The sequence below is a fragment of the Endozoicomonas sp. ONNA1 genome, assembly GCF_024606325.1.
Lineage (GTDB): Bacteria > Pseudomonadota > Gammaproteobacteria > Pseudomonadales > Endozoicomonadaceae > Endozoicomonas_A.
The window spans coordinates 1-6,659 of the sequence record NZ_JAHHPN010000225.1; the positions used below are offsets into that span (position 1 = coordinate 1).

Genomic DNA, 6,659 nt, shown 5'->3' on the forward strand with positions numbered 1-6,659 from the left:
GACAAAAGGCTCACCTCCGGTAAGTGAGAACTGTTCAACACCCAGCTCAAGTGCTTCATCAATATATGGTTTTACTTCTTTGAGAGTGGGGGCATCCAGCCTCTTGCTGGCCGGACTTGAACCTTCCAGACAAAAGCTACAGGAAAGATTGCAGCGGGTTCCGGTATGAAACCAAAGCTCTTTCAATTGATGGGGTTTGATATAGCCTCTGGGGCTGCCATCAGGCGTAAAGTGCCAATTCTGGCTTTTAGCGTTTGGAGGTGTATCGGTTAGCAGCATGATCCATTACTTCCTGTGTTCTCATTGGTCGAAGATGAGAAGGGCAATGAAATTCCGCAGTCATCAAAAATGCCATAGTGGGTGCTGAAGTTGCCAATGAATTCAAAGTGTTCACGGAATCTTGTGTCGTGCAACATTCTCCAGGTGTTGCCGCAAACCGGGAAAACCTTGCCTTGGGTAATGGGATGATGTCCATCCAGATAGAAGGTGTCGGGGTGGTGATCAATCGTGCCTTTATAGATCACAGCCTGCCCATAATCCTCACAATGACTTTCCAGTTCTGGTAGTTTGAACAATCGATAAGTCGCAGAGAAAAACCGGATGTTACCTACTCTGGCTTCTATCTCACTATTATTGATGGTGACAGGCTTGTCTTCCACAAGCCTGGGATCCGTGAAACCGGCCTTTTTAGCCAGATTCAAAAAGTCATTCCAATAAAGAGCGCCACTCAGACATTCTCCATAAAGAACCGGATCATTAACCAGTTCAGCGGGAATGCGGCGATCAGAATAGACGTCAGAGAAGTAGAGTTCGCCGCCTGATTTTAGCAGACGCCAGGCTTCCCTGAGTACCGCTTCCTTGTCCGGAGAAAGGTTGATTACGCAGTTTGAAATGATCATGTCGAAGCTGTTTTCTTCAAGGCTCAGTTGATCCAGCTTCTCAATATAGCCTTTAAGGAACTCTGTGTTGGCTTTTGAATAGCCGAATTTTTCCCGGTGGTATTCGACATGTCGGTTGGCTATGGCAAGCTGTTCGTCTGTCATGTCGACACCGACGACATAACCCTGCTCTCCTACCATCTGAGCCAGAGCATAACAGTCACGACCCGATCCGGAGCCAAGATCCAGTATTCTGGCGCCCTGTAGTTGCTCAGGGCAGACCAGTCCGCAGCCGTAATAATGGCTCAGAACCTCGTCATGTATGTTGGCAAGAGCGCTTTTCAGATGGCCTGGCATGGCTGTATCTGTGCAGCAGGCATTGGTCTGGAGGTCGTTGCTGCCCTGAAGGGTCTTGCCATAGTAATTCTGTACTGTTTCATGCATGAGGGGTGTCTCCTTGTTTGAAAACAGTTCTAATGTGTTTTGCCAGTGCCCTTCGGGCAGGTCGGTTGTCACTATTCAGTTCGGGGAAAACTCCGAGCAAATCCTCTGAATGATCAACATCCTGACCAGAAAGAGCATAGCCGACGGATAAGCATGATTGACGACAAAGTTTGGCCAGTGAAGCTTCCAGAGATTCTGTGCTCCAGGGCAGGTTTGAAAGGTCAGGCCAATGAGTTCGGTTTGCCATGATGGTGACACCGCCATCACTGGCCTTGCTGAATACTGTGTCGTATGTCTTGAGTCTTTGTGCTGCGTCCGAGAGGTGCCTGAAGCTGAGTGTCGGAGAGTCACTGCCGATATAGATGAGGCTTTCTTTTCCCTGGCGTCTCAGTTCATTGTCGATGTGATTCAGTCTCGCACCGAGGTTACCTGAGCCTTGGGGTACTATCAGGGCGTGCTCGTCTTCCAGAAGCTGACTGGCCCAGACACAGTCGCTTTCATGAGAGGGGGCAATTACCTTTTGGCCTGGCCACTCTGATAAATCTTCCAGCGCGCAAGCAAGCAGGTGTTGAGCAACAGTCAGAGCCTCTTCAGTCCCTATGTCAGCAGCGAGACGCTGTTTTCCCTGACGTAAGGTTGGTTTCTTGCACACAAGTATTAATGTTGTCTTTTGTATCAGATTAAGCTCGTGGCCCATCATTATTCTTTGATTTAGATTTGGCTGATGTGAACGAAAGAGCGAGATTCCCGTCTGCTATTGCATACCTATACTGCAGAAACTGTGATTTGGATTCATGGCTCTGGTTATTTTTTCAAAGCTTTCTGTGAGATTGTCTGCATGCCAGCTGCTGTTATGCTGACGTAGGAATCTCGTTAGTTTGGGTTAGTATAAATCCGGGAGCAACAGTCAGGCATAATACTGGTGTCAATTCAGGTCGGGCTTTATAATCGTTCCCCAAATTTTTTGAATTTCCCCTGGTAACTTTTTATGGGCTTTAAATGTGGCATCGTTGGTCTGCCCAACGTCGGCAAATCAACACTGTTCAATGCTTTGACCAAGGCAGGGATTGATGCAGAAAACTTTCCTTTCTGTACTATTGAACCAAATTCGGGTGTCGTGGCTATGCCCGATCCTCGTCTGAACAGGCTGGCTGAAATTGTTAAGCCTGAGCGTGTGTTGCCCACTACTATGGAATTTGTCGATATTGCTGGCCTGGTAGAAGGTGCCTCCAAGGGTGAAGGTTTGGGCAACAAATTCCTGGCTAATATTCGTGAGACAGATGCTATTGCCCACGTGGTTCGTTGCTTTGAGAATGACAACGTTATCCATGTGGCCAACAAGATCGATCCGGCGGCGGATATTGGCATTATCAATATCGAGCTGGCCATGGCCGACCTGGAAAGTTGTGAAAAGCAGCTGCAGCGTGTAACCCGTGTAGCCAAGAGTGGCGACAAGGATGCAAAAGCCCAGAAAGCCCTGCTGGAAAGAATTGTTCCTCATCTGGAAGAGGGTCGTCCTGTTCGTTCTCTGGATATGACTGACGAAGAGCAAAAGCTGACTAAAACCTTCCATCTTCTTACTACGAAACCCACCATGTACATTGCCAACGTCGATGAAGATGGCTTTGAAGATAATCCTTACCTTGATGTTGTCCGTGACATTGCTCAGAGCGAGGGTTCCGTTGTAGTGACTGTCTGCAACAAGCTGGAAGCTGAGATCGCTGAACTCGAAGACGAAGAGCGGGATGAATTTCTGGCCGATCTGGGTATGGAAGAGCCGGGCCTGGATCGTGTGATTCGTGGTGGTTATGAACTGCTTGGACTGCAGACTTACTTCACTGCGGGAGTTAAAGAGGTTCGCGCCTGGACCGTGAAGATCGGTGCCACGGCACCTCAGGCCGCAGGTGTGATCCACACTGACTTTGAGCGTGGATTTATTCGTGCTGAAGTGACGGCTTATGATGAGTTCGTTCAGTACAACGGTGAGCAGGGTGCCAAGGAAGCCGGTCGTTTGAGAGTTGAAGGCAAGGACTATATCGTTAAAGATGGCGATGTGATGCATTTTCGTTTCAACGTCTGATTCAAGCGGGGCGGCTTGTTCAGTTAGCCCTGTCTTTTATATCGGGTGTTGTCAGCATATAACGTTCTGGAAAGAGCTATTGAATGTTGCTATTGACATTGATCTTATTCAGACAGGTGTGAATGGATGCGCTGACCGTGCGTTTCGAGAAAATGAAAGGATTTTGAATAAGGCAAAATTCAGTGTCTTTAAAAATACGAAACAGCGATAGGGGTTTTCTGAAGGTGCCCAAAAAAGCCGCTTAAACAGTTGACAGGACAGTGTTAAATCCTGACAATGCGCACCATCTTTCGGCGGCTAGGTAGCTCAGTTGGTTAGAGCACAGCACTCATAATGCTGGGGTCGGCAGTTCGAATCTGCCCCTAGCTACCATTATTGAGCAGTTTGCGTGTAGGCGACTGTTAACGTAGGGTCGAGAGTGTCCACGGAATGTCCTCACCCGATAAAACATTTCGTATTTGCTGGGGTGTCGCCAAGCGGTAAGGCAGCAGGTTTTGATCCTGCCATGCGGGGGTTCGAATCCCTCCACCCCAGCCATCTTTCTAAAGCCCGACTAAAACCCGTCGGGCTTTTTCGTTTTTGGTGTTTTCAGAGAGTATCAATGTTTACCGGTTTAAATTATGCCCAACTTGTTTTGAGCTGGGTGGTCTGATTTATTTGGGTTATCGTATGTCACATTGAACATGAAGTGATGTGTCTGAGTGTCCATCTGTTGTCATTGCAAATAGTCGAAGACCCAAAACATCAAGATAATTCCGTGAAAAAACAAATTTCGTCATTAAAGAATAAACATTTGCGTTAGTTTCTGAGAGATTACTAACCTGACACTCCATAAAGTTGAGGCCTGTTTTGGATTTTGTACTCACCCTTGATTGGGGGCTTTTGCTGTTTCTTGTTGCGGTTCTGGCTGGTTTTGTTGATTCTGTTGCGGGCGGTGGCGGATTGATTACAGTTCCTGCACTTCTGGCGGTGGGGCTTTCCCCGGCACAGGCTCTGGCGACTAACAAATTACAGTCCACAGGCGGCTCTTTCTCTGCCAGTGTCTATTTTGTTCGAAGAGGTCTGGTGAATCTCAGGGAAATGCGCTTCGCCATTTTCATGACCTTTGTTGGCAGCGCTGCAGGCGCGATTCTGGTGCAGATGATTGATGCTTCGGTGTTGAGGCAGACCATTCCCTTCCTGTTGTTGGGTATAGCTGCTTACTTCATTATTTCCCCCAGTGCCCGAATTGCCGGGGCTGCTACTGCCAGAATGAGCCTGACGGCTTTTGCCTGCACAGCAGGGCTGGGGATTGGCTTTTATGATGGCTTCTTTGGGCCGGGTACGGGCTCTTTCTTCGCCATAGCCTTCGTCAGTCTCCTTGGTTATTCCCTGGTCATGGCAACGGCTCACACCAAGGTTCTGAACTGTACCAGTAATGTAGCCTCCCTGCTGTTCTTTATATTGGGTGGTCAGGTTGTCTGGGCTGTAGGGGGAATCATGCTGGTTGGCCAGTTCATCGGTGCCCGACTGGGATCAAGAATGGTTGTGAAGCGTGGTCAGCAGATTATTCGTCCCATGATCGTCATTATTTCACTGGTTATGACCGGCAAGCTCATGTGGGATGATTACGGACACTTGCTGTTTTAAAAGGTTTTTCTGCGCAAGTGACAGATTAACGTTATTATAGATAGTCCGACAGGCTCCTCGTCCCGGAGTCTCATAACTGGTTTTGGCAAGAATAACGTCGCCCGAGTATTTGAATGGACAGCAGTTGGCTCAGTGCATTGTTCGGGGGAATCTATCTTGCCCTGATCATAGCCTTTGGAATACACATCATTATGCAGCGCAGGCCAGTAGGTGTGACACTGGCCTGGATATTGTTGCTGTTCATTCTGCCGATAGCCGGTTTCTTCTTTTACCTTTTGTTTGGCTCAAGACGTCTTGGAAAAAGAAGGCACCGACGTCTGGAAAGCCTCTATCCCGACTATGAACAGTGGTCCAGTCACCTGTCGAGAGTGATCACCCAGAGGCAGCTCGAGTGTCCCTCCAATACCCCTCACACGGGGATCTACAAGCTGGCGGAGCAGACTTTGGGCATTCCGGTGTTGCCCTGCAGCAAGCTTCAGTTGTTTCATGAAACCGATGCGATCCTTCATGGCCTGTTACAGGATATAGAGAAAGCCAGGCACAGCATTGTTCTGGAGTTCTATATCTGTGAGCCCAAGGGGCGAATCAAGGTTTTGGCAGAGGCCCTGATCAGAGCCTCACGACGTGGCGTTGACTGCATGGTAATACTTGATGCGGTGGGTAGCCGACAGTTTCTTCGCGGTGAGTGGGCAAGACGTTTCCGTCTGGAAGGCATCAGTGTGACAGGCTCCATGCCGGTTGGCCTTTTGAGGATGCTCTTTGAACGGGTTGATATCCGCAACCATCGCAAAATTCTCGTGATTGACGATGAGATCGCCTGGAGTGGCAGCTTTAATCTGGTCGATCCGGTTCACTTTCGTCAGAGAGCCAATGTCGGGCAATGGATAGATGCGATGGTAAGGGTAGAGGGTATTCCTGCCCACGTTATGGCGGTTATTGCTCATTGGGATAAAGCGCTTGAAACGGGTGAGAAGCATTCGTCGTTTAATGCCACTTACGAGTTTCCACCATCTTGTCTGGACAGTTATGCCGGTGCTGATGTTCATGTGTTGCCATCAGGACCGGGTATCGATCGGGAAAGGCTTCATCAGGTTTTGCTGACAGCGATTTATGAAAGCAAAGAAGAGCTGCTGATATCCACGCCTTATTTTGTTCCCGACGAATCATTGCTGACCGCCCTGAAGTCAGCAGCCATGAGAGGGGTGGACGTTCAATTGCTGGTTCCCCACAAAAATGACTCCAGGATGGTTCACCATGCCAGTCGTTCCTACTATGAAGACTTGTTAAATGCAGGGATAAAAATATTGCAGTTCAAGGGAGGGTTACTGCATACCAAGTGCGTTCTGGTCGATCGATCCACCATTTTGTTTGGTACAGTCAATCTGGATATGCGCAGTGTCTGGCTGAATTATGAAGTGACCATGATCATCTATGACAGAGCTTTCAGCCAAACCATGGCGACGCTTCTGGATCAGTATATGCAGAGTTCTGAGCGTGTTCGCTTGTCTTTGTGGAGTCAGAGGTCTGTCAACAGAAGATTTCTTGAAAGTTTATTTCAGCTGTTAAGTCCTTTGCTCTAGCAGCCTGTCGGACTTAAGGCTGTCCTACTGCGGTTGCAATAAATTGGT

The 6,659-nt window shown here is 48.5% G+C and carries 6 protein-coding genes and 2 tRNA genes; 5 read left to right on the forward strand and 3 right to left on the reverse strand.

The window, feature by feature from the left end; translation table 11 throughout:
• The 3 genes from KDK19_RS05335 to KDK19_RS05345 form a co-directional block, all read right to left on the reverse strand.
• On the reverse strand, positions 1–279 hold a 279-nt coding region (locus KDK19_RS05335; RefSeq protein WP_368736440.1), incomplete at its 3' end, for a radical SAM protein.
• The gene (locus tag KDK19_RS05340; RefSeq protein WP_257255500.1) at positions 270–1,322 is read right to left on the reverse strand and encodes a methyltransferase domain-containing protein; all 1,053 of its coding nucleotides are present in this window, start codon (positions 1,320–1,322) and stop codon (positions 270–272) included. The genes KDK19_RS05335 and KDK19_RS05340, both read right to left, overlap by 10 nt.
• Complete coding sequence (locus KDK19_RS05345; protein WP_257255501.1) at positions 1,315–2,022, reverse strand: DUF2064 domain-containing protein; 708 nt, start codon at positions 2,020–2,022, stop codon at positions 1,315–1,317. Before KDK19_RS05345 ends, KDK19_RS05340 begins: the two co-directional genes overlap by 8 nt.
• 288 nt (positions 2,023–2,310) lie before the next feature.
• Between KDK19_RS05345 and ychF the strand changes: the two genes are divergently transcribed.
• From ychF to cls, 5 genes are all read left to right on the forward strand, one after another.
• Positions 2,311–3,402, forward strand: a complete 1,092-nt coding sequence (ychF, locus tag KDK19_RS05350) for a redox-regulated ATPase YchF (RefSeq protein ID WP_257255502.1) — start codon at positions 2,311–2,313, stop codon at positions 3,400–3,402.
• A gap of 295 nt (positions 3,403–3,697) precedes the next feature.
• Positions 3,698–3,774, forward strand: a tRNA-Met gene (locus tag KDK19_RS05355).
• 90 nt (positions 3,775–3,864) lie between these two features.
• Positions 3,865–3,939, forward strand: a tRNA-Gln gene (locus tag KDK19_RS05360).
• Positions 3,940–4,251: 312 nt separating this feature from the next.
• Positions 4,252–5,031 carry a TSUP family transporter gene (locus tag KDK19_RS05365; protein WP_257255503.1) on the forward strand — a complete coding sequence of 260 codons (780 nt, stop codon included), beginning with the start codon at positions 4,252–4,254 and terminating at the stop codon, positions 5,029–5,031.
• A gap of 113 nt (positions 5,032–5,144) precedes the next feature.
• Positions 5,145–6,611 carry a cardiolipin synthase gene (cls, locus tag KDK19_RS05370; protein WP_257255504.1) on the forward strand — a complete coding sequence of 489 codons (1,467 nt, stop codon included), beginning with the start codon at positions 5,145–5,147 and terminating at the stop codon, positions 6,609–6,611.
• Positions 6,612–6,659: the final 48 nt, after the last annotated feature.

Bases quoted from the DNA above. Each gene is read 5' to 3' on its own strand.
- KDK19_RS05345 (WP_257255501.1), bottom strand. From the start codon at position 2,022: ATGATGGGCCACGAGCTTAATCTGATACAAAAGACAACATTAATACTT.
- ychF (WP_257255502.1), top strand. From the start codon at position 2,311: ATGGGCTTTAAATGTGGCATCGTTGGTCTGCCCAACGTCGGCAAATCA.
- KDK19_RS05340 (WP_257255500.1), bottom strand. From the start codon at position 1,322: ATGCATGAAACAGTACAGAATTACTATGGCAAGACCCTTCAGGGCAGC.
- cls (WP_257255504.1), top strand. From the start codon at position 5,145: ATGGACAGCAGTTGGCTCAGTGCATTGTTCGGGGGAATCTATCTTGCC.